This window comes from Sporosarcina sp. FSL K6-2383 (assembly GCF_038618305.1).
GTDB lineage: Bacteria > Bacillota > Bacilli > Bacillales_A > Planococcaceae > Sporosarcina.
Genome location: NZ_CP152017.1, coordinates 2,842,503 through 2,867,647, shown reverse-complemented (window position 1 = coordinate 2,867,647; position 25,145 = coordinate 2,842,503). Strand labels below are relative to the sequence as shown.

The 25,145-nt window shown below is 39.7% G+C and carries 31 protein-coding genes and 1 riboswitch; of the genes, 25 read left to right on the top strand and 6 right to left on the bottom strand.

All coding sequences use genetic code 11. The annotated features are described in order from the left end of the window. Positions 1-51: 51 nt before the first annotated feature. The 12 genes from MKZ10_RS14175 to MKZ10_RS14120 all read left to right on the top strand — a co-directional run bounded on the left by MKZ10_RS14175 (position 52) and on the right by MKZ10_RS14120 (position 6,951). Positions 52-474, top strand: a complete 423-nt coding sequence (locus tag MKZ10_RS14175; RefSeq protein ID WP_342505588.1) for a DUF402 domain-containing protein — start codon at positions 52-54, stop codon at positions 472-474. A 1-nt stretch (position 475) separates the two neighbouring features. Continuing rightward, complete coding sequence (locus MKZ10_RS14170; RefSeq protein WP_342505587.1) at positions 476-994, top strand: GNAT family N-acetyltransferase; 519 nt, start codon at positions 476-478, stop codon at positions 992-994. Continuing rightward, positions 994-1,299 (top strand): DUF2087 domain-containing protein, encoded by a 306-nt coding sequence (locus MKZ10_RS14165; RefSeq protein ID WP_342505586.1) that lies wholly within the window; start codon positions 994-996, stop codon positions 1,297-1,299. The genes MKZ10_RS14170 and MKZ10_RS14165 overlap by 1 nt, the downstream gene beginning before the upstream one ends. Beyond that, a complete protein-coding gene (locus MKZ10_RS14160) occupies positions 1,283-1,864 on the top strand; it encodes a nucleotidyltransferase family protein (RefSeq protein ID WP_342510222.1) in 582 nt (193 codons plus the stop codon). Before MKZ10_RS14165 ends, MKZ10_RS14160 begins: the two co-directional genes overlap by 17 nt. Positions 1,865-1,874: 10 nt before the next feature. Continuing rightward, positions 1,875-3,005: a DNA polymerase III subunit beta gene (dnaN, locus tag MKZ10_RS14155; RefSeq protein ID WP_342505585.1), complete on the top strand. Its 1,131-nt coding sequence runs from the start codon at positions 1,875-1,877 to the stop codon at positions 3,003-3,005. Positions 3,006-3,053: 48 nt separating this feature from the next. Continuing rightward, positions 3,054-3,497, top strand: a complete 444-nt coding sequence (locus MKZ10_RS14150) for an ASCH domain-containing protein (protein WP_342505584.1) — start codon at positions 3,054-3,056, stop codon at positions 3,495-3,497. Between the two features lie 51 nt (positions 3,498-3,548). Beyond that, positions 3,549-4,364, top strand: coding sequence for a DUF2785 domain-containing protein (locus tag MKZ10_RS14145; protein WP_342510221.1), 816 nt, complete (start codon positions 3,549-3,551; stop codon positions 4,362-4,364). 79 nt (positions 4,365-4,443) lie between these two features. Then, a complete protein-coding gene (locus MKZ10_RS14140; protein ID WP_342505583.1) occupies positions 4,444-5,094 on the top strand; it encodes an SIMPL domain-containing protein in 651 nt (216 codons plus the stop codon). Positions 5,095-5,112: 18 nt separating this feature from the next. Further along, positions 5,113-5,433 (top strand): hypothetical protein, encoded by a 321-nt coding sequence (locus MKZ10_RS14135; protein WP_342505582.1) that lies wholly within the window; start codon positions 5,113-5,115, stop codon positions 5,431-5,433. Positions 5,434-5,467: 34 nt separating this feature from the next. After that, positions 5,468-5,926, top strand: coding sequence for an NUDIX hydrolase (locus tag MKZ10_RS14130; RefSeq protein ID WP_342505581.1), 459 nt, complete (start codon positions 5,468-5,470; stop codon positions 5,924-5,926). Between the two features lie 57 nt (positions 5,927-5,983). After that, positions 5,984-6,790 carry a protein phosphatase 2C domain-containing protein gene (locus MKZ10_RS14125; RefSeq protein ID WP_342505580.1) on the top strand — a complete coding sequence of 269 codons (807 nt, stop codon included), beginning with the start codon at positions 5,984-5,986 and terminating at the stop codon, positions 6,788-6,790. Then, positions 6,787-6,951, top strand: coding sequence for a hypothetical protein (locus tag MKZ10_RS14120; protein ID WP_342505579.1), 165 nt, complete (start codon positions 6,787-6,789; stop codon positions 6,949-6,951). The genes MKZ10_RS14125 and MKZ10_RS14120 overlap by 4 nt, the downstream gene beginning before the upstream one ends. 147 nt (positions 6,952-7,098) lie before the next feature. Here MKZ10_RS14120 and MKZ10_RS14115 read toward each other — a convergent pair whose 3' ends face one another. Beyond that, a complete protein-coding gene (locus MKZ10_RS14115; protein WP_342505578.1) occupies positions 7,099-7,278 on the bottom strand; it encodes a hypothetical protein in 180 nt (59 codons plus the stop codon). Between the two features lie 161 nt (positions 7,279-7,439). Continuing rightward, a riboswitch (SAM riboswitch) is annotated at positions 7,440-7,547 on the top strand. Positions 7,548-7,647: 100 nt separating this feature from the next. Here MKZ10_RS14115 and metA point away from each other — a divergent pair. The 5 genes from metA to MKZ10_RS14090 all read left to right on the top strand — a co-directional run bounded on the left by metA (position 7,648) and on the right by MKZ10_RS14090 (position 11,190). After that, the gene (gene metA / locus MKZ10_RS14110) at positions 7,648-8,556 is read left to right on the top strand and encodes a homoserine O-succinyltransferase (protein WP_342505577.1); all 909 of its coding nucleotides are present in this window, start codon (positions 7,648-7,650) and stop codon (positions 8,554-8,556) included. A gap of 61 nt (positions 8,557-8,617) precedes the next feature. Next, the gene (locus MKZ10_RS14105) at positions 8,618-9,325 is read left to right on the top strand and encodes a hypothetical protein (RefSeq protein ID WP_342505576.1); all 708 of its coding nucleotides are present in this window, start codon (positions 8,618-8,620) and stop codon (positions 9,323-9,325) included. A 103-nt stretch (positions 9,326-9,428) separates the two neighbouring features. Further along, entirely contained in the window at positions 9,429-9,971 is a 543-nt protein-coding gene (locus MKZ10_RS14100) for a GNAT family protein (protein ID WP_342505575.1), read from the top strand. 115 nt (positions 9,972-10,086) lie between these two features. Further along, on the top strand, positions 10,087-10,344 hold the full coding sequence (locus MKZ10_RS14095; protein ID WP_342505574.1) for a PepSY domain-containing protein: 258 nt from the start codon (positions 10,087-10,089) through the stop codon (positions 10,342-10,344). A 129-nt stretch (positions 10,345-10,473) separates the two neighbouring features. Then, on the top strand, positions 10,474-11,190 hold the full coding sequence (locus tag MKZ10_RS14090) for a DUF421 domain-containing protein (protein WP_342505573.1): 717 nt from the start codon (positions 10,474-10,476) through the stop codon (positions 11,188-11,190). A 47-nt stretch (positions 11,191-11,237) separates the two neighbouring features. Here the strand turns inward: MKZ10_RS14090 and MKZ10_RS14085 are convergent, their stop codons facing one another. Next, the gene (locus MKZ10_RS14085; RefSeq protein ID WP_342510219.1) at positions 11,238-12,404 is read right to left on the bottom strand and encodes a malic enzyme-like NAD(P)-binding protein; all 1,167 of its coding nucleotides are present in this window, start codon (positions 12,402-12,404) and stop codon (positions 11,238-11,240) included. Between the two features lie 435 nt (positions 12,405-12,839). Next, positions 12,840-13,499 carry an HAD-IB family hydrolase gene (locus MKZ10_RS14080; protein ID WP_342505572.1) on the bottom strand — a complete coding sequence of 220 codons (660 nt, stop codon included), beginning with the start codon at positions 13,497-13,499 and terminating at the stop codon, positions 12,840-12,842. A gap of 192 nt (positions 13,500-13,691) precedes the next feature. On the opposite strand from MKZ10_RS14080, the gene MKZ10_RS14075 reads away from it, so the two are divergent. Next, complete coding sequence (locus MKZ10_RS14075) at positions 13,692-14,600, top strand: RluA family pseudouridine synthase (protein WP_342505571.1); 909 nt, start codon at positions 13,692-13,694, stop codon at positions 14,598-14,600. A 55-nt stretch (positions 14,601-14,655) separates the two neighbouring features. On the opposite strand, the gene MKZ10_RS14070 is transcribed toward MKZ10_RS14075, so the two are convergent. Continuing rightward, positions 14,656-15,291 (bottom strand): spore coat protein, encoded by a 636-nt coding sequence (locus MKZ10_RS14070; RefSeq protein ID WP_342505570.1) that lies wholly within the window; start codon positions 15,289-15,291, stop codon positions 14,656-14,658. 205 nt (positions 15,292-15,496) lie between these two features. On the opposite strand from MKZ10_RS14070, the gene MKZ10_RS14065 reads away from it, so the two are divergent. Then, the gene (locus MKZ10_RS14065) at positions 15,497-16,783 is read left to right on the top strand and encodes a glycoside hydrolase family 18 protein (RefSeq protein ID WP_342505569.1); all 1,287 of its coding nucleotides are present in this window, start codon (positions 15,497-15,499) and stop codon (positions 16,781-16,783) included. A 168-nt stretch (positions 16,784-16,951) separates the two neighbouring features. Here the strand turns inward: MKZ10_RS14065 and MKZ10_RS14060 are convergent, their stop codons facing one another. Then, positions 16,952-17,092 (bottom strand): hypothetical protein, encoded by a 141-nt coding sequence (locus MKZ10_RS14060; protein ID WP_342505568.1) that lies wholly within the window; start codon positions 17,090-17,092, stop codon positions 16,952-16,954. Positions 17,093-17,401: 309 nt separating this feature from the next. On the opposite strand from MKZ10_RS14060, the gene gdhA reads away from it, so the two are divergent. The 6 genes from gdhA (at position 17,402) to MKZ10_RS14030 (ending at position 24,481) form a co-directional block, all read left to right on the top strand. Beyond that, positions 17,402-18,784 (top strand): NADP-specific glutamate dehydrogenase, encoded by a 1,383-nt coding sequence (gene gdhA, locus MKZ10_RS14055; protein ID WP_342505567.1) that lies wholly within the window; start codon positions 17,402-17,404, stop codon positions 18,782-18,784. Between the two features lie 351 nt (positions 18,785-19,135). Beyond that, positions 19,136-20,704: a DUF6583 family protein gene (locus MKZ10_RS14050; protein WP_342505566.1), complete on the top strand. Its 1,569-nt coding sequence runs from the start codon at positions 19,136-19,138 to the stop codon at positions 20,702-20,704. A 178-nt stretch (positions 20,705-20,882) separates the two neighbouring features. Beyond that, positions 20,883-22,106, top strand: a complete 1,224-nt coding sequence (locus tag MKZ10_RS14045; protein ID WP_342505565.1) for an ABC transporter permease — start codon at positions 20,883-20,885, stop codon at positions 22,104-22,106. Further along, complete coding sequence (locus MKZ10_RS14040; RefSeq protein ID WP_342505564.1) at positions 22,103-23,236, top strand: ABC transporter permease; 1,134 nt, start codon at positions 22,103-22,105, stop codon at positions 23,234-23,236. Before MKZ10_RS14045 ends, MKZ10_RS14040 begins: the two co-directional genes overlap by 4 nt. Beyond that, complete coding sequence (locus MKZ10_RS14035; RefSeq protein WP_342505563.1) at positions 23,229-23,903, top strand: ABC transporter ATP-binding protein; 675 nt, start codon at positions 23,229-23,231, stop codon at positions 23,901-23,903. The genes MKZ10_RS14040 and MKZ10_RS14035 overlap by 8 nt, the downstream gene beginning before the upstream one ends. Further along, positions 23,900-24,481, top strand: a complete 582-nt coding sequence (locus MKZ10_RS14030) for a YdcF family protein (RefSeq protein WP_342505562.1) — start codon at positions 23,900-23,902, stop codon at positions 24,479-24,481. Before MKZ10_RS14035 ends, MKZ10_RS14030 begins: the two co-directional genes overlap by 4 nt. Positions 24,482-24,556: 75 nt before the next feature. Here MKZ10_RS14030 and MKZ10_RS14025 read toward each other — a convergent pair whose 3' ends face one another. After that, positions 24,557-25,060, bottom strand: coding sequence for a general stress protein (locus MKZ10_RS14025; RefSeq protein WP_342505561.1), 504 nt, complete (start codon positions 25,058-25,060; stop codon positions 24,557-24,559). Between the last annotated feature and the right edge of the window lie 85 nt (positions 25,061-25,145).

Genomic DNA, 25,145 nt, shown 5'->3' with positions numbered 1-25,145 from the left:
AAGGGAAATGTGAGCCTGCTTTATATGAAGGAAGTCAGGGAGCCCCTTTATATGAGCTATGAAGGTAGGAAGATTTGTATTGCTGATAGAGGCTATTATTGGATGCAACATTTTCCAGAAGGACAGCAATATTCGGTTACTACAGTGTTTAATCCTTCTGGTAGTATTGTGCAATGGTATATCGATATTTGTAAAGAGATAGGGTACTGCTTGGAAAATGGGCCATGGATGGATGATTTGTATCTAGATCTCATTGTATTGCCAACGGGGGAAGTGATTGACAAGGATATTGATGAGTTGGAAGCTGCCTTAAAGAACAATGAGATTTCTAGTAGTGAATATGAATCTGCTTGGGCAGAGTTTAAAAGGCTGAAAGTTTCATTGGCGGAAGAGCGTTTGAAATTAAAGGAATTGACGGTACCTCATTTCAAACTACTAGTTCAAACGCTGAACGATCAGGAAGGGGGCGATTGACGTGTTTATTCGAAAGGCGGAATTAGCGGATGCTTCGGGTATCGCGAAGGTCCATGTGGATAGCTGGCGGACAACGTACAAGGGAATTGTACCGGACACTTATTTGGATAATTTGTCATATGAAAGTCGCGAGCAGGTGTGGATGAGTGGTATAAAGCAGAATAACGTATACATAGTAGAAGATGAGGATAGTCAGATTGTGGGATTTGCTTCAAGCGGTAAAGAGCGCACTGGTAAATATGAAGCGTATGTGGGCGAGTTATATGCGATTTATCTATTAGAAGGGCAGCAGATGAAAGGGCTTGGACAAAAGCTCATCCAGACAGTCGTGGAAGATTTGAAAGAAAAGAAACTGAACTCGATGCTTATTTGGGCGCTTAAAGAAAATCCTGCTTGCCGTTTTTACGAAAGGTTGGGAGGAAAGAAAATCGACACGGCAGAAATCGAGATTGATGGCAAGAAGTTGAGTGAAATTGCCTATGGTTGGGCTGATCTTGCTGATTGGAAAGGACGAGAATAATGGAAGAGCGTTTTTTAATTACGGATAAAGAAAGAGAAAAAGTATTGGGGAATTATTTCAAGCAAGGTATTAATGGGCCGCTTGATGTATTTCCGAGCAAGGAAAAAAGAAAATATATTATTGCCCAGGAAATCATTAAACGTTTTGACATTGGAAAAGTCTATTTGGAGAAGGAAGTTAATGAATTATTAAAAGCAGTTCATGAAGACTTTGCTACAATTAGACGATTTTTAATTGATTACCGCTTTATGAGTCGTAGTGATGATGGCAGGGAGTATTGGATTGATGATGTTGATTCAAAATGAAAAAGATGTCATTTCTCTTATTCAAGAAGACAAATGGATGATGGACCTATTAAAATGTGCTAAATCATTGAATTTACCTGATTGGTGGATTTGTGCGGGATTTGTTCGATCTAAGATTTGGGATGTACTGCATGGTTTTGGTGAAAGAACTACGATGCCTGATATTGATGTGATTTATTACGATGCGGAGAATATTGAAGAGATAGTCGAAAAGCAATATGAGGAGACATTGGGGAAACTACTCTCAACTGTCCCTTGGTCGGTTAAAAATCAGGCGAGAATGCATATTGCGAATAATATATCGCCCTATTCTTCATCTGTGGATGCAATCGGAAAGTTTCCTGAAACGGCCACATCATTTGGTGTGAAGCTAGATGAGAGGAACAATGTCATCTTGGCAGCGCCTCATGGTATACAGGATGCTGTCAATTTGATAGTGAAACCAACTCCTTATTTCTTGGAATCAAGGGATAGGATGTTGATTTATAAAAAAAGGGTTAGGGAAAAGAATTGGCAAGCTACATGGGGCAACATTGAAATGATGAATTTGGAGCCGATTATATAGGAGGATTTTTATGGATTTTAAAGTAAGTGGTTCTTTATTTACAAGTGCGATGTCTGATATCAATAAAGTTATTTCATCAAGAAGTGTTATTCCGATACTTTCCGGAATAAAAATAGTGGCCAACGAAAATGGTTTAACGTTAACAGGAAGCAATTCGGATATTTTTATAGAAAGAATAATTCCCTCTTTAATTAATGGAGAAAAAATTGTGGAAATAAGCGAATTTGGAAATGTTGTTGTCCTCTCCAAGTATTTAAATGAACTACTAAAAAAATTACCTGATGATATTCATATGAAATCGGATTTCAATGGTTCAATCACAATTAAATCTGGGAATATTGAAACGAAGCTAAATGGATTTGATTCGAATGAATATCCAAAACTCCCGGAGATGGATAGTGACAATAACGTGAAAGTTCCGTTTGGTAAATTAATGGAGGCTATAAAGCAAACTGGGTTTGCAGTTTCTAAAAGCGAGTCTAGACCCGTACTAACTGGTGTGAAAATGGAGTTTCAACAAAATAAGCTAATTTGTACCGCGACTGACTCACATAGATTAGCACGGAGAGAAGTACATATAGAATCGGAAATACAACAATCATTCGTCGTTCCAAGTACGAGCCTTTCTGAACTGATGCATCTTAAGGAGTCTGAGTCTTCAAACGTAGATATCTATTATACAAATAACTTTATCGTATTTAAGACTGCTAACAGTTCACTTTATTCGAGGTTAATAGAAGGTAGCTTTCCAAACGTCCAAGCCCTAGTACCTTCAGAATCAAAATCTACGATAACAATTAACACGAAAGGACTAATGGAGGGGATTGACCGAGCTTGTGTATTTTCGACTGAATGGAAAAATAACAACGTAAATTTAAAAATTGTAGATGATGCAAGAATTAAAATAGCATCAAATGCTACAGAAGTTGGAATGATTGAAGAATATCAAGAAATAATCCAAATTGATGGTCAGAACGACATTCAAATGACTTTTGATGGTCGCTTTATGCTGGAGGCATTGAAAGGGATACAAGAAGAAAACGTAACAATAAGTTTTGGTGGCATGATGAAACCAATTGTAATTAAGCCACAACATAGCGGGGCTTGTTTGAACCTTATCTCGCCGTTGCGGACTTATTAAAAAAGCGAAATTTGTAAAAAGTTTAAGAAGAATAGGTGGTCGTTAACAATGAATAAAGCAGCACAAATATATTGGGATGAATTTTGGAAGGGCAGTGAAAAACCAACATCTGTCACTGCATGGATGTTTGGCGGTATACCTGATGAACTTGCACAGCTTGTAATTGATGGAAAAAAGACAGCGACGTGTTCAGGACATGTAATCTATGAGTTGGAGAATGAGCCACTGCCTGAAATAAATGACTACAGCGTTGTTTTAAATAGTGAAGAACAGCCGGTTGCCATTATTAAAACGGTTGAAGTATCGCTTATGCCGATGAATCAAGTGTCGGAGGACTTTGCGATAGCTGAAGGTGAAGGACCTTATGAAGATTGGAAATCAGCTCACGTAACATTTTTCACTGGTGAATTACAGAGTCATGGACTTGAATTTTCGGAAGACATGCTTCTTATTTGCGAACGATTTACGCTGATTGACGTAAAGAATAAGTAAAATAGAAAAAGTGCATGTATGTAGCACTACGAAATAGGAGTGGGAACAGTGATGTTGATAACAACGTTAGAAAGTTATCTCGATGGTAGAATATCGGAGTTAACACCAGAAGTTAGGCAAGAAATGTTAAGGGAAATTGGAAATTCGGATGGTTATTTACGTGACAATCTAATTTATAAAAGCTTCGGAAAGTTGATTTTTTCGGATCAATTAACTCCGCAAGAAATCGATGCATTACTCGAAGTCGTCATAGGGGAAGAGTACCTATGCTATAGGCTTGGGGAGTCTGGAACGGATTCCGTTTTTACACGGTCCTTTTCTGCACTTGCCATAGCAGCGATTATCGAATACGACATAGAGAAAAAAGTTGTGCAACGAGATCTTGTGCAACACACTGTACATAATGTCATTCACTATATGATGGAAGAAAAAGATACACGCGGGTTTATTGAAGGAAAGGGATGGGCGCATGCTATTGCACATGGCGCGGATGTCTTGGACGCCTTAGCAAAACATCCCTTCCTTAAAAAAGAGGACATTAGCCAAGTTCTTCACGCAGTTCAACATTGCCTGTGTAAGCAAGTGGATTATTTGGATGAAGAGGAGGAACGGCTGGCGAACATAATCGCTTCCTTACTAGAGCACCAGAATGCTGAACGGGATATCCAAGCCTGGATGGCAGGGTTGACTGGAATGGTCGAAACACAATTGGATGAAAATAAAGGGTCAATTGACGCCTATCATACTAAACGGACAGTAAAGAATTTCTTGAAAGCTGTGTATATCATGTTGAACTCAAAAGAAATCGGCGTAGAGAGTAACAAGGACATTTTTCGAGTTCTAGAAAAATGGATGTACATTCATTAGGTGTTGCCTAATGATTTTTTCCTGATAATAAACATAGTATTGAATGAAACTACATATATGTCAGGAAAGGTGGAGGTCCATGTATTATCCTTATGTTCAGCAATTCACGAGCCAGCAACGCCGAGTTATGACTGTTACGGGAATTGGTAGCCTGTCAGTCGCACCAGATACTGTTCAAATTCAGTTGGAGGTACGTACGGAAAATAAACAGTTGAGTCAGGCACAACAGGAAAATGCTGCTGCGATGAATCAAGTGATAGCAGCATTATTGCAATTAGGAATTAGCAGAGAGGATATACAAACAGTTTCTTATAACATTTTTCCGCAATATGATTTCGTAGATGGCCAGCAACTATTTAGAGGATATGAGGTTACAAATGCAATCACTGTTAAAATCACTACTATTGAACAAGCTGGAAATGTAATAGATGTGGCTGTTCAAAACGGGGTGAACAACGTCTCTAATATTCAATTCATGGTAGAGGGTGAACAATTGCATTATCAACAAGCACTGAGCCTAGCGTTAAAGAACGCTGTTGCAAAAGCGCAAACAATAGCGGAAACGATGCAACTTCAGCTTGATCCTACACCGATTAAAATTGTTGAGGAGCATAAGGCAGAATCGGTAACACCTCGGATGTTTGCGGCAAAAGAAATGAGCGGATCTACACCGATTGAACAAGGGCAAATTGTGATTAGTGCCACGGTAGAGGTACAATTTCAGTATTGAAAAAAGGGAAGTGATACCATGCTATATCGCAGAAAAATATACATGATTGAACCGACAATGTACGAAACGTTTACACACTTTTTTCACACTTATTTGCTTCCAAACCAATTGACGCATGGTGCAGAGTTTATTGGACGTTGGGTTAACGAACAACAAACGGAAATTATGGCGATGTGGGCATATGTAGATAGGGGGCACTATGAAGCGGTGGATGCTGCAATCCGTGCTTCGGATCTGCATACAGAAGCACAAGACTATCGGAAAACATTGCCTTCATTATTCTTAACATCAAAAGAGGAATTTTTCACGTCTGCAGGTATGTATGGGCAATCGAAATAATATTTCTATTAATTGCTTGTAAGGGGGATTTTACATGGGATATATACAAGAATTAAGAAAACTTGTTGGTCATCGTCCTCTTATTATGCCAGGTGCTAATGTGATTGTTATAGACAGAAACAATCGACTACTGTTGCAATTAAGATCGGATAACAAGAATTGGGGGTTACCGGGAGGCTCCATGGAACCGGGAGAGACGCTAAAAGAAGTAGCGAAGCGTGAGTTATTTGAAGAAACTAATTTGGTTGCCAACAATTTAACGTTGTTCAATGTTTATTCTGGTAAAGAATTTTATTATAAATATCCGCACGGTGATGAGGTTTACAATGTCATCACTACTTTTATCTGTACGGAGTATGAAGGTGTCATGAAGAAAGATGAACATGAAGTGTCGGATTTAGCGTTTTTTCATTATGATGAGCTCCCTCCCACACTAAATCCACCTGAAATTCCAATTATAAATGAATTTATTACTATTTATTGGGAGGAATGAATGGCATGAAAGAGTATTATTTCATACGAATCAAAGCCTATTTGGAAACGTATCGTCATGAATGAATTCTCTTGGGTAGGAAGTAAAAAGGATTACGTTGATGAACGAGATGTTCAATGGATGAATCGTGTAGCGGTAGGACGTTTTGGCGGTAATTCTTCGGCAGGTCAAACAAAAAATGAGGACGGTTGTATCGTCTGGCAGACTGATGACTGGGAATTTGCAGTTATTCTCGATGCACATAAAAGTGCCGAAAGTGCGGAACTTGTCATTCGTACATTCGAACAATATAAAGAAGGCTTGTCAGAGATTTTATCAATGGAAGGCCCTCCAAGGTTTAAAAAATTGGAAGACAAGTTGCTTGGAATTTTTCAATCCGATGAACTTTTGGCTGCATGTAGAAATGTCACAGGAGAAACGGCTTGCCTTGTTGTCGTAAGGAAAGATAACTATATATGGTGGTTTTCCGTCGGAGACTGCTTGGTCTATCTATTGCATCCAGAATTAATTGCCCTTAACCAATTTCAACTGAATCAAAGGCAGTTCTTCGAGTGGATTGGACAAGTGAATACATTTGAAAAAACGGTTCCATGCTATACATCTGGGACAAGGGAATTGAGAAAAGGGACAAATATCATTTTCATGACAACAGATGGTTTGTTAGAATGTCCAGGTGAACCTTTTACAAATCCACAAAATCTGGTAGAAGTGTTAAATGCAGAAGCACTCGATGAAAGTATATCAAGGATGTTGATGGAGATTGAAAGGCGAAATGTAAGGGATAGCACGACAATTATCTCTTGGACTGTCGAGGTAGAAAAGGAAGGTAGCATTCCAAGCGATAATGAGGGTGAAGCCCAATGAAGGAAATACGGCCTGTTTCAGATTTGAGAAATAGTATTGCTGAACTATATAGAAAGTTAGCTGAAGCTGAAAGCGAAAGTGCGAATCCGATGACCCGGAAAAAGACTCATCAAGAAGTAATGAATCGCTTGCGAGGAAGAATAAATGAATATAGAAATTAAGTGGAGAAAAACATGCAACCAATCGAATTAAATAAAGCCGTCCTCCGTTATATAAGATGACAAAAAAATACCCCGCACGAGCCTCATTGCTGTGCGGGGTATCGCCTTTTTCATGGTAGGTTAGGTGCTAACATCGCAAAAAATGTCTTACTTTCTTTTCCGTTCGTTTGGAATCATGCGCTCTCGCATAGGCTTGAAATTGCTCAATTCTTCAAACTCACGTGCCATTTCTTCTTTCATATCGCCCGGTTGAATCTTTTGCCTTTTCGGCGTTTGGGGTAATGAACGCGAATTCTTGGTGCTACCTTGTTTGTTATCTCTACCCATGAAAAAAACTCCTTTCAAACATGTAGTACGGAGTTAATATGGCCTGAAGTGATGAATTTATTCTGTAAAATCGGACGGAAGCTGCGACTTATAATTATTCAAAAAGTAAAAAGACTGTTTACAATATAAAGTTTAAGCGTATAATTGAATCTAATTGAATATTCTTATCAAGAGAAGCTGAGGGATATGGCCCGGTGAAGCTTCAGCAACCTCTGACATCGTCAGAAAGGTGCTACCTCCAACAGGACTTTTGTCTTGAGAGATAAGAACAAGAGCCTAAAGCTAATCCTCTTTTCTTATCATACAGAAAAGAGGATTTTTCTTTATGTTCAGCATACATACTAAATAGAGAAAAGGGAGAGATAAACGATGCCAATCAACATACCTAAACAATTACCAGCCGGTGAATTATTGAAAAAGGAAAAAATATTTGTCATGGATGAGGAACGTGCAACTACACAAGATATTCGACCGATAAATATACTTATTTTGAATTTGATGCCAGAGAAAGAGCGCACAGAGTTGCAACTTTTACGCTTATTAGGCAATACACCACTACAAGTTGACGTAACGTTTATGAATATGGCAACTCATGAATCGAAAAATGTTAGCAAGTCTCACTTGGACAATTTCTATTCAACATTTGAGCATATTAAGCATCGTCGTTTTGATGGCATGATTATTACAGGGGCGCCAATCGAACATCTCCAATTTGAAGATGTGAATTACTGGGACGAAATGAAGGAGATTATGAACTGGTCAAAAGAACATGTGACATCGGTACTACATATTTGTTGGGGCGCACAAGCGGCATTGTATCACCATTATGGAATTGACAAATTTGATTTGCCTAAAAAATGCTCGGGCGTATTTACGCACCGTCTATCTGATCCGACAATCAATTTGGCACGTGGATTTAACGATGAATTTAGAGCGCCACATTCACGTTATACAGCTGTTTCTGTGGAAGAAATTGAAAATGACCCTCGCTTACATCTACTTGCAAAGTCTGAGGATGCCGGTGCATTTATTATCATTTCTAACGATAATAAACATATTATGATTACCGGTCATTTTGAGTACGATGCAACAACGCTTGCAGAAGAGTATGCGCGTGATTTACAAAAGGGTATCGACATTGATCCACCGGCGAATTATTTCCCGAACAATGACCCGAGCAAAGAGCCATTAAATACGTGGCGCTCACATACTCATCTGCTCTTCTCTAACTGGTTGAATTATTATGTTTATCAAGAAACACCTTTTGTCTGGGAGTAACTACGTGCTAACCGCTTTGTCGCCATTTGCATAAGATAGTATGACAAGGGGGCTTAAGTAAATGGGGTTATTTATTAACAGTCAAAGTCACTCGGATGTTTTCAACAATGATGCGAATCTCGTCGAGCATAATCAAAGTCATTCGAAAATAGATTCATTAACACAGTGGATAGAGGAGCAGAAGGAAGCAAATGCTACGCTTAATCGCCATATGAACGACCTTGAAATGATTTTAAAACAACAAAAAAAAGCACAGTCAAATCAATTGGAAACAATTCGTGCTGGTTTGAATGAATTACAGGAAAATGAAATACAACGTGAAAAACATGAAAACGATGTTACGGGGTCGTTAGTGAAGTTGGATGATAAACTTCAAAAATACCACCAAATATTAGTGGATCAGCAGGTAGTGAATCAGGAATTCCAGATGCAAGTTAGTGAATCGTCGAAAGAAATGGCTATTAAATTGAATGGACAATTGAATCAGCAACAGCGAATAGTAGAGCAGATTTCAGAGCAAACGAATTCCCAGGAAGTCATCATTAGCAGACTGGATCATCAAGAAGGCTTAACTGAAAAGATACTCAGGCAATTGGATCATCTACGAGGTGTTTTTTACGAGCGAACTAACTTCTTAACAGAAAAAATAGAAAGTAGCTATACGATGACAGCTTCTCATTTAGCAAAACTTCTGACGAATCCTGAACAACCAATGACACACTTTTGGATGAATCCAAAGTCAGAGCAGAAACAGAAAAAAGTTGATTGAAATAGCATTCAGAACCGTGAGGGAATAGGTTTTATTATAAGAAAGCACTGAGTACACTTCATGTACTTTGTGCTTCTTTATTTAAAAGAAAGGGATGGCGTACATGGAAAAATGGCAACCCAAAAAACGTATTCAATGGAGAGAAATGGTACAAGAAGATTGGACAGATGTACATAAATATTCCTCGATGGAAGTAGTCAGCCAATACCAACCATGGGGACCAAACACTGAAGAAGAGACCTTGTTTTTTGTGGAAACTGTACTACTGGATGCCAAGAAAATTCCGCGTAGACGCTTTGTTTTTGTGGTTTTTGAAGAGAAAACTGCCACAATGATTGGCTCAGGAGAATTAACTATTAGAGACACTGTTAATCGTGAAGGGGAAATCGGATACATTTTCCATCCAGATTATTGGGGGCAAGGATATGCAACTGAAGTGGCACATTTACTTGTGAATTTTGGTTTTAAAGAATTAAACCTACATCGAATCTACGCAACCTGTGATCCTAGGAATGGTGCTTCCGCAAAAGTGTTGGAGAAAATCGGAATGGTGAAAGAGGGGAGACTTCGTGAAAATCTACTTATTAAAGGTGGCTGGCGAGACTCGTTTGTTTATGGCATATTAGAGCATGAATGGAATTCATAATTTATGTTTTAAAACATTATTCATTGTAATTATTAATAGCATTAACAAGGCACATATCCCTCCCTTACGAATAGAATGTTAAAGATTGTATAATAATTGAAAGGGAGAGAAACAGGTGACGCATCAAAGTAGGGAAGGGCAACATCCATATTGGTCGAATCATTGGCAACACCCACAATACCGCAGGATTACTATTGAACAAGCGATGGTGATTGCCTTGCAGCGTGTACCAGGTCAAGTTGTAAAAGCAGAACTAGATTACGATGATGGAATGTTAGTCTATGAAATTGATATTAGAACAGCAGAAGGTCATAAGTATGAAGTGAAAATTGACGCAAATACAGGAGCCATTCTTAGAGTGAAACTGGATTAACTAGGAAAGCCGCAACGGTAAACGATACCGTTGTGGCTTTTCTCTGCAGTACCAATCTCCCTATTATCTCCATGTATAGCCACCTAGCGATAGTGGAACACTTTCTAAATGACAGGAGTGTGACTACTAATGATGATGGATGAATTATCGAAAATCCATTTTTGGGAAACGTTACTGAGGACAACACTTGCATTTATCGTTTTACTTATTATGGCAAGGATAATGGGGAAAAAACAGATCTCTCAGCTGACATTTTTCCATTATGTAACGGGCATTACAATTGGTTCAATAGCAGCAGAAATTGCTGGGCAAAACGAAACACCGTTTGTGGATGGGATCATTGCAATGATTTGGTGGGCGCTATTAACGTTATTCATGAGCTATATCGCGCTTAAGTCAAAGAAAGCGCGTGTAATTTTAGACGATCAGCCGACAATTGTTATGTATGAGGGCAGACTTGTCGAGGAGGCTATGAAAAAATCACGTCTCCATTTGAATGATTTGAATATGATGTTACGAGAACAAAGTATTTTTTCTATTAAAGATGTTCAGTATGCCATATTAGAAACAAACGGAAATTTAAGTGTTTTGAAGAAGGCGGGTCAAGAGCCGGCGACGAAAAAAGATGTCAATGCCCCAGCACCTGAACCGAAATATATTCCAACCGAAATCATTTCTGACGGGAAAATTGTTAAAAAGAATTTGACTGAGTTGAATTTAACGGAAGAGTGGGTTTATGAACAACTGAAAAAACAAGGTATCGGCAAGGTTGAACACGTGTTTTATGCCGAAATACAAATGGATGGAAGTCTGTATATTCATAGGAGTTCTGAAGCGGAAAAATAAATGAAGAGCGTCATAACTCCGGTTTATGACGCTTTTCATTACTTAAATCACAAGGTTATATATTCTTTTATGGCAGACACACCTGACTCAATTGCAGCTTTACTAACTGCTTCCGCAACCACTTTTACAACCCGCTCATCGAATGGATCCGGAATAATATAATCATCCCTAAGGTCATCTCCATCAATCAATGAAGCAATCGCATAGGTTGCAGCAAGCTTCATTTGTTCATTGATTTCACTTGCACGGACATCGAGAGCTCCACGGAAGATACCTGGGAAAGCAAGGACGTTATTCACTTGGTTTGGATGATCAGAGCGTCCCGTCGCAATAATGCGTACACCATACTCCTGTGCTTTGTCAGGAGACAGTTCTGGATTAGGATTCGCCAAACCAAAAACAATCGGATCGGCATTCATGCAAGCAATTAGCTCTTTTGTCAGTAAATTAGCGACGGAAACCCCTATGAATACATCTGCACCCACCATTGCATCCTGTAAAGATCCCGTTAAGCCCTCAGGATTTGTGATGTCGGCAATTTCATGTTTAGTAGGATTCATGCCATTTGGTCGTCCTTTATAAATAATCCCCTGTGAATCGCAGATGGTGATTTGTGTGAATCCAATAGTTAGAAGCAGTTTGGTAATCGCAATCCCGGCTGCACCCGCTCCATTGACCACAATTTTAACAGAATGGATTTCTTTTTTGACGACTCTTAAAGCATTTAACAATCCTGCTCCAACGACGATTGCTGTGCCATGCTGATCATCATGGAAAACTGGAATTGCACATTCCTCACGTAGCCTTCTTTCAATTTCAAAGCAACGCGGTGCAGAAATATCCTCCAAATTGATGGCGCCAAATGTTGGACTAATTGCTTTAACTATTTGGACGATTTCCTCCACATCAGTTGTGTCTAAACAAATCGGAAAAGCATCGATGCCAGCAAAGCTTTTTAATAACATAGCTTTTCCTTCCATGACAGGAAGTGCTGCTTCAGGCCCGATATCCCCTAAACCCAATACAGCCGTCCCATCCGTCACCACCGCAACTAGATTTCCCTTGATGGTGTACTCGTATACCGCTGTGGGATTTTTGGCGATTTCTAAACAAGGTTCAGCTACTCCTGGAGAGTAGGCCAAACTTAGATCTACTCTATTTTCAAGCGGAACTTTAGACACGGTTTCCATTTTTCCCGTATGAATCCGATGCATCTCTAATGAAGACCGATAATGATTCGTCAATGAACATCCCCCATTCCCTACAGTATTTTATTGAGTAATAAATTTTTACCATGAAATCGAAAATAACACAAGTCAGAAAATTTAGTTGAATTAGAAAGTTCATCTGAGTAAAGCGCTTCCATTCCCTTTGCTATAATATTTACGGTGAATATAAAAATTTGGAAAATAATTTATCATTTGTTTGATTTGTGTTACATTATTGGTGTTTTTGGAGTTATACTACTTATGGAAAAAGAGGATATGTGATGAAAGATATAGTCATTATTAGCCTGTTTTAATCTAATGTGATGAATTTTAGAGGGGAATTATTATTCGATAACGTATTTCTGGAAAAGGAATACGCTATCGAATTTTGGAGAATTATTATGAGTGGGTCGTACTACTATGCCGCGACGACTTAGTTATTCAGATAATCTCCCACTCACGCTGTTCAGCAATCACCTTCAAGCGCGGTTCTGGTCGCACAGCGACAGGATGACCAACAAGCTCTAGAACAGGGATATCGGAAAAACTATCGCCGTAGGCAAAACTATTTTGCCAATCGATATCTTTCCCTGCTAAAGCCTGTTCAATTTTCTCATTTTTCCGGGCACCATGAACGTGGTGAATCGGTGCTTGATAATCGATATCTTGTCCATTGAGAGGGACGTCTGTACCAATAATCGTATCGAATTGTAATCCCTTTGTGACGGATTGTAGAAGGGGAGTGTAAGCACCGGAGACGAGCATTACATGCACGTCGTCTGCAATATGTTGTTGTAATCGCGACAGAACATCTGGATTGAAGCCCTGACGTACTTGATCAGCCAATTCTTCGAAATAATGATCTAGTTCTTCCTTTGACTGTTGTCCGAGTGCATCTAAATAGATTTGCATGGATTGTTCTTTCATTTTAGCTTCGGGAACGAGTTTTATTTTGTGCCCAAGATAGGGCTTAAGAATAGCTCGGTAAAATTTTTTGAATTTAGGATGGTGAACCGGATGATGTTTTAAATGGTCCATTAATAGCTGGAAAGTTTCCTCAGCATAAAGTGTTCCGTCAAAATCGAATATGGCAACTCGCATAATAATCCCCTTTTCTTAGCATCATATCAATCACGTCTTGGCGTGATTGTGTCCGGAGGCTTTAACTTAATAAAGAGGCATTGAACTGCATTTCTCCTTATTAAGATAAATAATTCCCTCATTTAATCATACAGCGTTTGTATTGTGTAGGCAATTTGAGGATAATAGGAGAAGAGAGTGAGGAGTTTTACTATGCAAAAAAATCGTAAAAGTTTAGTGAACAAAAAAGCAGATACATCCGTTTACACAGTACGAGAATCGGCGGAGTTACTCCCCTTTTTATTGGGAATGATGGGGGGGAGTGGGCGGAATGCAGTGAAATCTATCTTGACACGTGGGCAAGTGACTGTGGATGGGAAAATGGTGAAGCAGCATAATCATCCACTTCAACCTGGCCAGACTGTTGAGATTCTTAAGAACCAAGCGGCTCTAAAAGGAGAAACGTTAGTGGGTGTCAGTATTTTACATGAAGATGAAGACATTATTGTCATCAATAAAGATGCAGGTCTGCTATCCGTTGCTTCGAAAAATGAAACGGAAATGACTGCGTATCGTCAAGTACGGGATTATGTCAGCAATGGTAATCCAAATAAACGAATTTTTATTGTTCATCGACTTGATAAGGATACATCTGGTGTTATGCTGTTTGCGAAAAGTGAAGAAGTGAAGGAAGCATTGCAGGCGAATTGGGCTAAAGTAGTGAAGGAGCGCATTTATATTGCACTTGTTGAAGGAACTGTGCGCAAAAAGGAAGGCAAGATTGCATCGTGGCTGAAGGAAAGTAAAACGTTTAAAGTATATTCAAATCCGACAGACAACGGTGGACAACATGCCGTGACACATTACAAAACGCTACAATCGAACAAACAGTTTTCTTTAGTAGAGGTGGAGCTTGAGACGGGCCGAAAAAATCAAATCCGCGTCCATATGGAAGATCTAGGTCATCCTGTTGTAGGCGATAAACGATATGGTGCAGCAGGCAATCCTATTAAACGACTGGGCCTTCATGCAACGCGACTAGTATTGACACACCCTCGAACGGGAGAGCTTGTGCGATTTGAAGCAGATGCACCGAAGATGTTTTACGCAAAATCAAAATGAATATATGAAGAAAAGGTGCTCACTTTCAAAAAAGTGAGCACCTTTTCTTCATATATTATTGAACCGTATGATTGGGCATTGCTGGTTGTCCGGCAGTAGCAAACGAATTCAACAATTGCTGCATATCTTGTTGAGCGAGCTGTGGTATTTGGTAATAATGATGCTTATTTTGATAAATCGATAGTTCGTAGCCCATTTCTATACAGTTCGGTATAGAGTCGGCAAGTACGCGGCGGACGACGGGATTGCACGTTTCGAGTGCAGCAGTTGTTTTGGATGTTGCCCCAGTTTTAGCGGAACCAAGTAAATAGCCCGAAATGATTTGGTCTGATAGTTCTGCCTCAGATTGGATAGGCTTGGTTGGTTGCGATGCTTTCATGCCGTAAACGAAGTCATTGCCACCCTCCATCTTATAGCTCCCAGTTGGCTGCGAGGGGTCTTGACCTGTTTTAAAGGCTTCAACGGTACTATTATATTCGTTCAAAGTGAAGCGGTATTGGCGGTCCAATATGTCCAATAACTCGGGATCCTTGACGTATGGCCGTAATAATATAGCTTGGTTGAGTGCGGCGACTGTGCATGATAATGCCTCGTGGACATCAAAAAGCTCGTGACCACCATGATTCATCTGCTGTGAAACAGGGCCGGTATGCATATTTTCATGTGTTTGACCGAATGGATTTTGCGTCACTACATATCCTCCTATAGATTAATTATTTTTTCGTCAGTAGTATGGATGTTGAAATGAAATTTATACGTCAGAAATTATGCATAATTATCCCTGTGTAAAAATAGGCTTAGATAGAGAATGTTTTTATCTTCATTCAGTAGAAGCCCTTTGTTGAATAAAGATAAGCCTCTGGACGTAATTGATTATTGAAAGGTAGATGATAAATATGCAAATTCATGTAGTTCAAAAAGGGCAAAGTTTGTATAGCATTGCTCAGGCTTATGGCATTAGCTATCAAGAGATTGCAACAGCCAATGAAATTCCGAATCCTGCTCAAATTGTAGTTGGCCAAGCATTGGTCATCCCGATTACAGGCAGTTATCACTGGGTTCAGCCAGGTCAATCGCTGTATCTCATTGCTCAATTATATGGTTTGACCGTCAACGAGTTGGCAACGATTAATCGAATCTCTCCGTCTAGTATTCTACAAGTTGGGGAGCGACTCTACATCCCGCCAAGACCGAAAAAATTGGCAGAGGCGTTGCTTTATGTCGAGCCAAGAACTCCAGTGGCACAATCAATGATTGATGAAGTAAGAAAACGAGTCGCTTCACTAACTTATCTTGCAATGTTTAGTTATGAGGTCAGGCGTGATGGTTCTTTAAAAGTACCGTCGATTGATGATATTCCGAATATTGCACAATCCGCTGGGGCAGCAAATGCACTGGTTGTAAGTAATTTAGAGGATTTTGCATTTAATGCAGATTTGGCCCATGCAATCTTTACGGACCTAGCAGCCCAGGATCGCTTATTCAGCAATCTTATTCAAATTGCCGATGAAATCGGCTATAAAGACATTCATTTTGACTTTGAACTTTTACACCCAGAAGATCGTGAGCTCTATAATAGCTTTCTCCGAAGGGCAAGGGACAGTTTTCATCCAGCAGGGCTGACACTTTCGACTGCACTAGCTCCTATGACTAGTGATATACGAACTGGGATTTACGGAGCACATGATTATAAAGCGCATGGAGAAATTGTTGATTTTGTCTCCATTATGACATATGAATGGGGTTATACGTATAGTGATCCGCAAGCTGTTAGCCCCATTGGCCCTGTGCGAAATGTTGTAGAGTATGCTGTCAGCCAAATTCCTAGCGAGAAAGTTTTCTTAGGGCAAAATTTATATGGCTATGATTGGTCCTCTCCTTATCCAAGCCAAGGTGGATTACCTGCCAGGGCGCTTAGCCCTCAACAGGCGCTGGCAATTGCAGTTAGCCAAGAGGTAGACATCGATTATGATTATGTCGCACAAGCTCCACATTTCAACTATATGGATGATTCAGGTGTACAACATGAAGTATGGTTTGAAGATGCACGGAGTATCCAAGCCAAATTCGATTTGGTCAAGGAGTTTAGTTTACGCGGTATAATGTATTGGAAACTCGGCTTGGCCTTCCCACAAAACTGGCTGTTGTTAACAGATAATTTTACGATACGGAAAATCACATAAAAATCCGCCGGAGGCTTTGGGGCAACTGTATTTGAACTGAAAGTGAAGCATCAGCTAAAGGGTTTTGTCCGCATTTATCTCGCCGCTTATAGGGGCGGAGGACTTTTGCTGAATCAAATTAAAAAATGAACCGCTATGAGTTACACAAGCGGTTCATTTTTACATTTATTATTCTTTATTCATGTAATTGATGAAGCTCTGAATGAATTCAATGTCAGGATTCAATGCTAGGATAGGTAAGAAAGCAAAGGTCATGAGTAGCATGACGACCCCACCTATAGATACTCGAAAAAATTTGCTGATCTTCATAAAACTCTCCCTCTTTCTGTTAGCAATCAATTTTCAAACAATTGACCTAAGGGCCTAATGGTCTGATTACTTAAATAATAAACCTTGATCTAAGAAAAGTAAATATTTTTTTAATTGTTTATACATAATTAGGACACAATATAGTATAATTATTGATTATCCATAAAAATATGTTGTATCTCTACTTATTTTCAGAGATAATATTTAAAAACAATTCGATTTTTTTGAAATATCAATATACGATTAATATTGGAGATTAACTAAAATTCTCCACTAATATATAGCATTTCACGAAAGGGATGAGCGAGAATGACTAAATTGAATTCAATTCATACAGATAATAAAAAAAGGGCTAATGATTACGTTCATGAAGTATATGAATTAGTGAAGAAGCGTAATCCAGATGAAAAGGAATTTCTGCAAGCGACAAGAGAAATCTTCGACTCCCTTCGCCCCGTTTTTGCCCAGCATCCCGAGTATATTACGAATGGAATACTTGAGCGTATTACAGAACCGGAGCGTATCATTACATTTCGTGTCGCATGGGAAGACGATCAAGGAAAAGTCCATGTGAACCGTGGTTTCCGAGTTCAGTTTAATAGTGATCTAGGACCTTACAAAGGCGGTATTCGTTTCCATCCTTCCGTAAATAGTAGTATTATGAAGTTTCTTGCCTTTGAACAAATCTTTAAAAATGCCTTAACTGGCCAACCAATTGGGGCCGGTAAAGGGGGCTCTGATTTTGATCCGAAAGGAAAATCGGATCGTGAAATTATGCGTTTCACGCAAAGTTTTATTACAGAATTAAGTAAGTATATTGGTCCTGATCGAGACGTTCCGGCAGGAGATATCGGTGTTGGCAAAAGAGAGATTGGGTATATGTTTGGGCAATACAACCGCTTGAAGGGCGGATACGAGGCTGGTGTTTTCACTGGGAAAGATCCGAATCACGGTGGAAGTCTTGGTCGTAAAGAAGCCACAGGATATGGAACTGTCTATTTTGTAGAAGAAATGCTAAAGGTGAAAAATGAGAGTTTTGATGGGCAAACGGTTATCGTATCAGGCTCGGGGAATGTCTCCATCTATGCAATGGAAAAGGCCATTCAATTAGGTGCGAAAGTTGTGGCATGTAGTGATTCGGGAGGTTATATTTATGATAAAAAGGGTATCGATTTGGATACGGTGAAACGTTTAAAAGAAGTAGAGAACAAGCGGATTTCTGAATACACTAAAGAACATCTGCATGCGGAGTATCATGACGATTGTTCAGCAATTTGGTCCATACCTTGTGATATTGCTCTTCCATGCGCAACACAAAATGAAATTGATGAGATTGCCGCACGGATGCTAGTAGCCAATTCGGTGAAGGCGATTGGTGAGGGTGCCAATATGCCCTGTACACTAGAGGCAATGGCGTTGTTCCAGGAGAATGGTATATTATTCGGTCCAGCAAAAGCTGCCAATGCAGGTGGTGTGGCAGTTTCAGCGATGGAAATGTCACAAAACAGTATGCGTCTGTCATGGACAGCTGAAGAAGTCGATGAAAAACTTCATCTTGTCATGAAGAATATTTATACAAGTTGCGTAGATGCCGCAGATCGCTTTGGTCACCCTGGTAACCTAGTGATGGGCGCCAACATCGCAGGCTTTCTGAAAGTTGCAGATGCTATGGTCGCGCATGGTCTTAGTTAGGATATGTTGATGTAATTAAAACGTCTACACAAGTTAGTTATTGTGTGGACGTTTTTTGTTGGTTTGACGGATATGGTTAGTTGGGTGCCTGGCAAACTATATTTTTTACAAGGCTTTGTCATCTTATATATGGCATGTTGGGCTCTCCCACTCGATTAGTGTGGAGGGTTCTTATTATGTGGTTCTTTTGGTAGGATATACGTAATAGTCATTTTTAATCATTTAGTAGATTTGGGTGTATTCTTCCAAATTTCTTTTGAGTAAAGGCTTTGTTTATGATAATATGAAAAAATGTGAATAGAGGGAGATTATGGCTCATTTCACGATGGAATTGTGAGGGGGAAGAAGTTGATGGAAGAGACTGTGGTAAAGAAAAAGTCGTTTAAGACTTTAATTGTTCTAATTGTTACGGCTTTAGTCGTGGTAGGCGGAAGTGCGTCGGCGTTTTTCCTATTGAATAAGTCAGCAAAAGTGCAGTATTTTTTAGCTGAAGTAGAGACGTATAAACAAATGAATGCACTAGCAGAAGAGCGTTATAAAAATGAAGTGAATTGGGTGAAGGTTCAACAAGAGAAACCAGTAGAAACAAAGTTTGATCTATCTGGTGAGTGGAATGATCCATCTGTTGACTATGCGATGCAGGAAATTCAAAGTATCGTCAATAGCGTTACATTATCTATGAATCAAGTATACGATCCAACGAACAAAGAGATTGAAGTAGCGTTGAGTGGAGAACTTGGAAATCTATCTGTTGATTTTGGCACTATTTTTGCGACGACTGAAAAATTAGTAGCAGAATTTCCATTTATGGAAGAGCTTATCCGATTTGACGATAAGGATTTCGGGAAAACAATGAGAGAGTTTGATGAGAATTTTGAAGGTAATGAAAATTTAGGTTTACCTCAGTTATTTGAAAGTAGTTCTTCGTCAATGGAAGAAGTGAATGAATATATCGAAAAAGAGTATATTGAATTCTTTATAAAAGAGCTTCCAGAAGATGCCTTTACGACTGATAAAGAAGAAATACTTGTAGCAGATCAAAAGTTGAAAGCGAAAAAAATAACGATGGATCTTAAGGAAGAACAAGTGAAAACACTGTTAAAAGATCTATTGGCAAAAGCAAAAACAGATGAAAAACTGAAAGAAATCGTGAAAAATCAATTGGGTGTTTCTGCATTTGCAGGGGATCTATCTGCAAGTGATCTAGCAATGGTTGTTGAAGAGTTTGATAAAGGTATTGATGCTGCTATTGAAGGTGTGGACACATTACATATTCCAAACGGTCTTCAATCAACTATTTGGCACCAAGCCAATCATATTGTGAAAAGGGACTTTGCGTTGGCAATTGGTTCCAATGAAGTTGATGTGGTGACAGTTAACGTTACAGGTACACAATTATTAGAAAAAACAGCCCAGCAATTGGATTACAAGCTTGCTTTCACAGATTCCTTTGGCGACGAGAATGCTGTGAATATTAAAGGGAATCTATCATGGAAAGATCAAAAAGCAGATGACTCGATTGCTATATCTGTAGAGGATTTGAAGTTTACCTACCAAGGGAAAGAGGAACTGATAGATAACAAACGGACATTTACCCGTACATTCAAATTTACAGATGGTTACAGCGAGCCAGCACTTATTTGGAAGGGCAGTGCAACGCATGACAGTGATGCAATGACAGCCAACCATGAATTTACGATTAGCGAACAAGGCTTGGGTGGAGATATGTTCAATTTACTACTCAAACAACAGGGGAAAGTCGTGAAAAAAGTGGATATGCCGGAAGAAACAGCTGATACAGTAAACATCGGTCAGATGAATAGAGAACAGATTGAAAGTTTTATAGAATTAGAAGTAGCACCAAGAGTGGAAGATTGGTTTTACGATTTGATGGGCGACGTTGAAGGAGAACTTTATTAACTTAAATCAGCAGAAGTTTAAAATCGGTTGATTTGGGGAACTCAGACTAAGACCGCCGCGTCCTGCGGCAATGGTTGCATACCTGCATCCTGCAGGCACAAGCTCGATTCAAAATCTGGAATCAATTACTCCGAGGCGTAATTGATTAAATTGAATGAATAGGATGGAAGTGAGCTGTATGCTTTCTATTAGAAGATTATTATTTTTTATGCAGCAATATACGAAACAATTGAGGAAGAAGTGGGCAACCCTTCTTCTTCTTTTTCTATTTCCTATTCTTTTGATAGGTTTGTTATTAGGACTCGTTGCTGGTTTGTTAGTGCCAGATGAACATTCTCCTATTCGGGTTGCTTTAGTGGATGAGGACGGCACAAAGGAGTCACGGTTATTTGCTAGCTTATTGGAAGGTACAGCAGCGGACGGGGCCTATATTCAAATCATTGCATTATCGAAGGAGCAAGCGCAGCAATTGATAACGCAAAATGAAATCAGCACGTATTTTTCATTCCCAGAAGGGTTTACAGCGGATTTGTATGAGGGAGAATCTGTGACGATTCCGATTGTCGGAAATCCTTTCAGACCTACGGATAGCTATTTGGTTAAAGAGTTAGTCGAAAGTATGACGCGCTATATTGGTGCGGCACAGGCTAATATATTGACGATTTATGACTATGCTAAAAAAATAGATATGTCAAAAGAACAACGACAAGAATTGATGTTGCAGCAATTTATAGATTTTACCTTGTATACACTTGGTAAGGATAAGTTACTGGACAAGGAAATACTTGAAAATGTAGCGACGTCTTCTTCGGTGCATTATTACGTATTGGCAGGCTGGTTTATGAGTTTGTCGATTTGGGCACTTGCTTTTTATATGATTTTAGGAAAAGAGCAACATCCGGCGATGCAAATACGTCTGACATTAGCAGGAGTGAAACTGTGGCAACGTATTTTTGCACGCGTGATTGTGGCATTGGCTGGCAGTGTGGTCTATGCAACACTATTATTCGTCGCTATTAGCCAGTTTGTGGACTATGATTTGTACCTCATCGATTATGTAAGGTTTGCGTTGTTTGCAGTTTTGTATGCCTTATTGTTGCTCATAGGGATTGCGTTGCTGGATATCTGGGTTTCATCACAGAAAGTGGCTTTACTTTTACAGGGATTGTGGACTTTTATCATGATTTTTACAAGTGGTGCAGTGATACCGACCTTATACTTTCCACTCGTTGTGCAAGGTGTTTTGCCATATTTCTTTTCCTACGACAGCATGAATTGGATGATTGATATTGTGTTAGAGGGACGCAATTATGCGGATTTCACATCGTTAGTTCTTGTTGCGACTGCTGGACTACTCGGTGTATGGTTGTCAACGATCGGAAAAGAGAGGTGGGACCGATGAGAAGGATTGTATCTACCCGGCTGATGCGTTGGCGCAAGGAATGGAAAGGCTTGGTGTGCTGGTTACTGCTACCAATTGTGTTGACGGTATTGATGATGAAAAGTATTGGGATATGGCAAGAGGAGATGACAGTTCCGATTGGACTTGTCGTAGAAGAGCAATCGGAACTAGTAGAGCAGCTAGTAGCTGATATTGCGAGCGCTGATCTTCTGTATATTCACTATCTGGAGAAGGATGTTGCACTTCATAAGCTTGAGCAGCATGAGCTGGATAGTGTATTTGTGATACGCGAGGGGTATGCGGATAATATTCTTGCGGGGCGGCGCAATCAGCTGATTGAAGCCTATTCATCGAATCGTTCCTATGCTTATCAGGCTGTTGTTGAAACGATTGCGTCGTTTGCTCAGCAGGATGCGTCCCGTTCGAAAGCGGCATTTGTTATTAAGCAATTATTCAAAGATGCACAGATGGAAGATGAATGGAGCTACATAGAAATCATCGATAGCAGTCGGAAGCGACAACACAATGAGACATTACTCCAGTCGAGTTTTACTTATTTTGATAAAGATAGTGAAGTGGTCGAACAATCACTGCTAATTGTACCTGTATGGGGTGTTTGGGCGCTATTTGCAATGATTACGGTGTTTTTCCTGTTTGATTGGGTATTGAAGGAAAATCGACTATCGATGCGCTCGCGTTGGCAATTTACATCGATATCATTTGGACAATATGCACAGGGAACATTTTTGCTGTATACACTGCTCCTATTTCTTGTAGATCTACTAGCTGCAATTATTTTCTCGAGTTTATTCGATGAAAAAATCTCTGTTCAAGCTGTCATAGCACTTGTCACTTTTCGACTAACCATTAATCTGCTAGCATTTTTACTAGCTAGTGTGTCCAAGCAAGCATTCATGTATTATGTGAGTGGTGTAGCGATTGCACTACTGCTTACAGTAGTTGGCGGAGCGATTATACCACTTGAGGGTCTGACGCGGAAGTGGTCGTGGCTAGAAGCACTCAGCCCGGTTCACGCCTTACTGGATGGGATGATTCCAGTTGTTTGGCTCACGGTATTAATCGTCTTATTCATCCTATGGCTGTGGAAAGGGGGAAAATCGTATGCTTGAAGTGTCTGGGGTGCAAAAAAAATATAAGAATAAGCTGGTCATTGACAATCTATCTTTCCGAATGAAACCAAGTGAAATTATCGGGCTCGTTGGGGAAAATGGTGCGGGTAAATCGACATTGTTGCAATTATTAGCAACGGTTATGCAACCGACGCAAGGAGATATTCAATTAGACGGTCTTTCTTATAGAACGGATATCAAGAAAATTCGTCAGAAAATCGGCTATGTACCCCAGGATATTTCGATTTGGGATGAATTCACGGTGGAGGAAAATATGCTGTTTTTTGAAAAACTATCGTGGAAAAGACGGTCAAAAGAACAATGTCGTCAGCTGTGCTTGGACATGCAATTGACACACTGGAAGGAAAGTGTCCAGTCTTTATCAGGAGGTATGAAAAGGAAATTGAATTTGGCGATTAGCCTGCTACATGATCCAATATTGCTGTTGTTGGATGAACCAACAGTTGGCATCGACTTGAAATCAAAAACAGAAATCGGATTATATTTACATAATCTAGCGAAAAATGAAGGAAAGATGATTATGTATACATCGCATGATATGGATGAAATTACGAACGTTTGCGATCGGGTGTATGCCATTGGCAAGGATCCGTTTTATACAGATTTATTACAGAAAAAAGCAGTGGAGGTCGAGGTGATTACATGAAAATATCGAGAAGAGTCATTTTGATAGCGTGTTTTCTAGTCGTTGCTGCCGGTATTTTCTGTTGGTCGCGAACAGGGAAATGGATAGAGTCGGGCCTAGAGCCGAAGGCAGATGGCACGAATGATTATGCGATTGTGTTGGGGGCCAAGGTGAAACAAGATAGTCTATCGTTATCATTGCGCTATCGCTTAGATGCTGCACTAGCCTATGCCAATGAATATTCTCATGTGACATTGATTTTATCGGGTGGGCAAGGCTCCGATGAACCGATGAGTGAAGCGGAAGCAATGAGGCGGTTCTTAACAGATAATGGTATTGAAGACAGTCGGCTAATACTAGAAGATGCGTCGACCTCGACATATGAAAATCTGCTTTTTTCGAAGAAACTGCTGCCATCCGATGTCGATTCCATTACGATTGTTTCAAGTGATTTTCACTTAGCGAGAGCGCAAAAGATTGCGGAGAGTATAGATTTAAAGTCTGATGTAGTAGCGGCTAAAACACCGAAAGTGGTAGAGGCGAAGTCGAATTTTCGAGAGCGTATTGCGTTGGTGAAGACGTTTGTTGTAGGGAGGTAAGCACTTGACCACAGCATAACGAACCATACAAAGGTGTGGGAAGTCGAGGGGGATCTACCCTCCTATTTGACTAGCCTATAGGTTTCTTGTGTTGAGGCGTGGAACTGTGGGGTCATTATTGACTATTTGTTGGTTTTCATCTTGCCCCTCCAAGGCTCCCCTGCTTATGCTACGATCTGTACTGCTATCCATTTCTTCTACAACAGAACGAGGGTTATCTGATTTCTGTTCCGACAAATGACTTTTCGACACTCCATTTTCAATGAATAGGGCAACTCCCCCGTTCTTCACCTCATCATAATAATGTCTTGATTGTTGTTCAGAAAATCCCATACTTGAAAAAGCATCTAAAACAGATTCTTCACCTTTCAAAAAAAGTGTAAAGCGATTTAACCAATCATCATCAGCCGTACCAAGAAGCTCGATGTCTGATCGCCCCCGGAGCATTGAAATATTATCTTCCTCGATTGTAACAGCGTACATATTACTTTCATCAATGCCCTGTGCTTTCATTTCTATTATTTTGTATAAAACAGTATCAATCGAATGAAATGTTCCTACGTATTTTTTGTCATCCATTTTGCAAAAACCTCCTTGTGTATGAAATAGCTCTTATTTCATACTGTACCCATTTCTTTCATTAACAAACAGGTCGTCCTTAATG

Bases quoted from the DNA above. Each gene is read 5' to 3' on its own strand.
- MKZ10_RS14175 (WP_342505588.1), top strand. From the start codon at position 52: ATGAGCTATGAAGGTAGGAAGATTTGTATTGCTGATAGAGGCTATTAT.
- MKZ10_RS14165 (WP_342505586.1), top strand. From the start codon at position 994: ATGGAAGAGCGTTTTTTAATTACGGATAAAGAAAGAGAAAAAGTATTG.
- MKZ10_RS14160 (WP_342510222.1), top strand. From the start codon at position 1,283: ATGTTGATTCAAAATGAAAAAGATGTCATTTCTCTTATTCAAGAAGAC.
- dnaN (WP_342505585.1), top strand. From the start codon at position 1,875: ATGGATTTTAAAGTAAGTGGTTCTTTATTTACAAGTGCGATGTCTGAT.
- MKZ10_RS14150 (WP_342505584.1), top strand. From the start codon at position 3,054: ATGAATAAAGCAGCACAAATATATTGGGATGAATTTTGGAAGGGCAGT.
- MKZ10_RS14145 (WP_342510221.1), top strand. From the start codon at position 3,549: ATGTTGATAACAACGTTAGAAAGTTATCTCGATGGTAGAATATCGGAG.
- MKZ10_RS14140 (WP_342505583.1), top strand. From the start codon at position 4,444: ATGTATTATCCTTATGTTCAGCAATTCACGAGCCAGCAACGCCGAGTT.
- MKZ10_RS14135 (WP_342505582.1), top strand. From the start codon at position 5,113: ATGCTATATCGCAGAAAAATATACATGATTGAACCGACAATGTACGAA.
- MKZ10_RS14130 (WP_342505581.1), top strand. From the start codon at position 5,468: ATGGGATATATACAAGAATTAAGAAAACTTGTTGGTCATCGTCCTCTT.
- MKZ10_RS14125 (WP_342505580.1), top strand. From the start codon at position 5,984: ATGAATGAATTCTCTTGGGTAGGAAGTAAAAAGGATTACGTTGATGAA.
- MKZ10_RS14120 (WP_342505579.1), top strand. From the start codon at position 6,787: ATGAAGGAAATACGGCCTGTTTCAGATTTGAGAAATAGTATTGCTGAA.
- MKZ10_RS14115 (WP_342505578.1), bottom strand. From the start codon at position 7,278: ATGGGTAGAGATAACAAACAAGGTAGCACCAAGAATTCGCGTTCATTA.
- metA (WP_342505577.1), top strand. From the start codon at position 7,648: ATGCCAATCAACATACCTAAACAATTACCAGCCGGTGAATTATTGAAA.
- MKZ10_RS14105 (WP_342505576.1), top strand. From the start codon at position 8,618: ATGGGGTTATTTATTAACAGTCAAAGTCACTCGGATGTTTTCAACAAT.
- MKZ10_RS14100 (WP_342505575.1), top strand. From the start codon at position 9,429: ATGGAAAAATGGCAACCCAAAAAACGTATTCAATGGAGAGAAATGGTA.
- MKZ10_RS14090 (WP_342505573.1), top strand. From the start codon at position 10,474: ATGATGATGGATGAATTATCGAAAATCCATTTTTGGGAAACGTTACTG.
- MKZ10_RS14085 (WP_342510219.1), bottom strand. From the start codon at position 12,404: ATGCATCGGATTCATACGGGAAAAATGGAAACCGTGTCTAAAGTTCCG.
- MKZ10_RS14080 (WP_342505572.1), bottom strand. From the start codon at position 13,499: ATGCGAGTTGCCATATTCGATTTTGACGGAACACTTTATGCTGAGGAA.
- MKZ10_RS14075 (WP_342505571.1), top strand. From the start codon at position 13,692: ATGCAAAAAAATCGTAAAAGTTTAGTGAACAAAAAAGCAGATACATCC.
- MKZ10_RS14065 (WP_342505569.1), top strand. From the start codon at position 15,497: ATGCAAATTCATGTAGTTCAAAAAGGGCAAAGTTTGTATAGCATTGCT.
- MKZ10_RS14060 (WP_342505568.1), bottom strand. From the start codon at position 17,092: ATGAAGATCAGCAAATTTTTTCGAGTATCTATAGGTGGGGTCGTCATG.
- gdhA (WP_342505567.1), top strand. From the start codon at position 17,402: ATGACTAAATTGAATTCAATTCATACAGATAATAAAAAAAGGGCTAAT.
- MKZ10_RS14050 (WP_342505566.1), top strand. From the start codon at position 19,136: ATGGAAGAGACTGTGGTAAAGAAAAAGTCGTTTAAGACTTTAATTGTT.
- MKZ10_RS14045 (WP_342505565.1), top strand. From the start codon at position 20,883: ATGCTTTCTATTAGAAGATTATTATTTTTTATGCAGCAATATACGAAA.
- MKZ10_RS14040 (WP_342505564.1), top strand. From the start codon at position 22,103: ATGAGAAGGATTGTATCTACCCGGCTGATGCGTTGGCGCAAGGAATGG.
- MKZ10_RS14035 (WP_342505563.1), top strand. From the start codon at position 23,229: ATGCTTGAAGTGTCTGGGGTGCAAAAAAAATATAAGAATAAGCTGGTC.
- MKZ10_RS14030 (WP_342505562.1), top strand. From the start codon at position 23,900: ATGAAAATATCGAGAAGAGTCATTTTGATAGCGTGTTTTCTAGTCGTT.
- MKZ10_RS14025 (WP_342505561.1), bottom strand. From the start codon at position 25,060: ATGGATGACAAAAAATACGTAGGAACATTTCATTCGATTGATACTGTT.